Source organism: Streptomyces mauvecolor, from assembly GCF_039532965.1.
GTDB classification, from domain to species: domain Bacteria; phylum Actinomycetota; class Actinomycetes; order Streptomycetales; family Streptomycetaceae; genus Streptomyces; species Streptomyces violascens.
On sequence record NZ_BAAASQ010000043.1, the window covers coordinates 1 to 1840 of the forward strand.

A 1840-nucleotide genomic window follows, 5' to 3' on the forward strand; every position below is an offset into this window, starting at 1 on the left:
CGTCGACGTTGAACCGGCCCCCGCCCGCCAGCACATCTGTGTACGCGCCGGAGGTGACGTTTTTGAGGCTGCCGAAGAGGTCGCCGACCTTGATGACGCCGAACTTGCCGGCCTTGGCGACGTAGGTCATGGGGTCGACGACCTTGGCGACCTTGCCGGTGACGGAGAGGACCTTGGCGACGGCGCCGCCCTTGGCGGCGCTGCCTGCGCCGCCGGTGAAGACGGTGGTCAGGACGTTGAAGGTGACTCCGCCGGCGGCGCGGGCGGGGTTCTTGCCCCATTCGTCCCATGCGACGAGTGCCTTGCCGGTCTCCTTCATGGCGGTACGGGAGTCGCGGAGCCAGCTGGGCATGTCCTTGTCGGGCGTCATCCAGAACGCGGCGGCGAAAGGGGTGGAGGAGATCGCGAGACCGGTGGCCAGCTTCGCCAGACCCGTCCAGGCCTGGCCGGCCTTGTCCCAGCCGTCGGTGCCGACGAGGGTTCCGAGGCCTTTGACGGTGCCCCAGATGCCGTCGACGATGAACCCGTCCCACACGAAGCTCTTCACCTGGTGCCAGGCCCAGGCCAGGCCGGTGTACTCGCGCTCGGCGTGCCCGCCCCAGGGGGTTTCCTCGGCATGCTGGAGGGCGTCGGCGCTGAATCCGTACATGCCGGGTTTGTGGCTGCCGTCGTCGACGGTGAGTTTGCTGCCACCGACGAGGGCGGTGATCTTGTCGTGGCAGGCGCGCTCGGCGTCGGTGAACGCGGCGACGGTGGCACCGACGTCCTTCATCAGCCGTTCGTTGTGGTCGATCTTGCTCTGGTCGCGGCGCCAGTGGTCGTCACCGGCGATGCTGTCGGTGAACGCGAACGCTTCGGTGCGCAGACTCTGCAACTTGGCGACCAGAGGCCGGACTGTGCCCTCGTACTCGGTGAGCGCGGCGGCGGCTTTTTCGAGCCCGTCGGCGAAGTCGTCGGCCTTCGTCTTGACGGGGAGGGTGGTGGCGAACAGCTGGTCGGCCTCGGGGGCCTGGTAGCAGGCCGACAGGCCCTGGAACTCCTTGTGGACATTGGACCCGCCGTCGCGGAACTCACCGGCCTGCTTGGTGAGGGCGGCCGCGTCCTTGGTGAGCTGCTCCAGGTTGCCGGTGAACATCGGGATACCGGCAGGTTCGATGACGTCCTTGCTCACTTGCCCGCCCCCGGCTTGTCGCCCGGCTTGTCTCCCGGCTTTTCGATGGGCTTGCCGTCCGCCCCGAGTTCCTGGCCCTTGTCGTTGATGACGGGTTCCTTGATGGCCTGCTTCTGCTTGTTCGCGGCCATGTCGAGGTCACCCTTGGCGTACTCGGTCGTCGCGTCGTACGCACCGTTCAGCGAATGCTCGGTGCGCACTGCGATGTAGCCCAGCTCCTGCGCCTTGTGCTGCATGAATTCGCCGAGGGCGCCGCCGACGGGGCCCATCGGGGCTTCCGTGCCGCAGTACGGGCCGGAGATCGTGCCCGCCGACGAGGCCGCCGATTTCAGGCTTTCCTGCATCGCTGTTCCGGCCTTCGACATGGCCTCGGCCGCGGTGGCCGTCTTCTTCAATACGCCCGAAACCCCGGACGGTTTGATATCCCAAGCCGACACGAAATTTCCCCCGTTCCCTGCCCGCTGCCCAACAACCGTGCGTGTGCGACGAGTTGCCCCGCTTGCGTTACTTGTGCTGCTTGCCGTGCTGCTTACGCGTCTCAGCCGATGGCGTCGACGGCGGCCTTGGCCTTGGAGAGGGTGGACTGGGCGGTGCCGTCGTTGAGTTCAAGGGTGCCTCGGACGAGGCGGATGATCTCGCGGACCTCGTTGGCGGCCTTGTTCCAGCGCA

The 1840-nt window shown here is 67.1% G+C and carries 1 protein-coding gene and 1 pseudogene; both read right to left on the bottom strand.

The features are described 5' to 3' along the window. Positions 1-1171 (bottom strand): annotated as a pseudogene (locus tag ABD346_RS35220) (ADP-ribosyltransferase); the annotation flags it as partial. Continuing rightward, the gene (locus tag ABD346_RS35225; RefSeq protein WP_344380395.1) at positions 1168-1608 is read right to left on the bottom strand and encodes a DUF6507 family protein; all 441 of its coding nucleotides are present in this window, start codon (positions 1606-1608) and stop codon (positions 1168-1170) included. The gene ABD346_RS35225 and the pseudogene ABD346_RS35220, both read right to left, overlap by 4 nt. Positions 1609-1840: the final 232 nt, after the last annotated feature.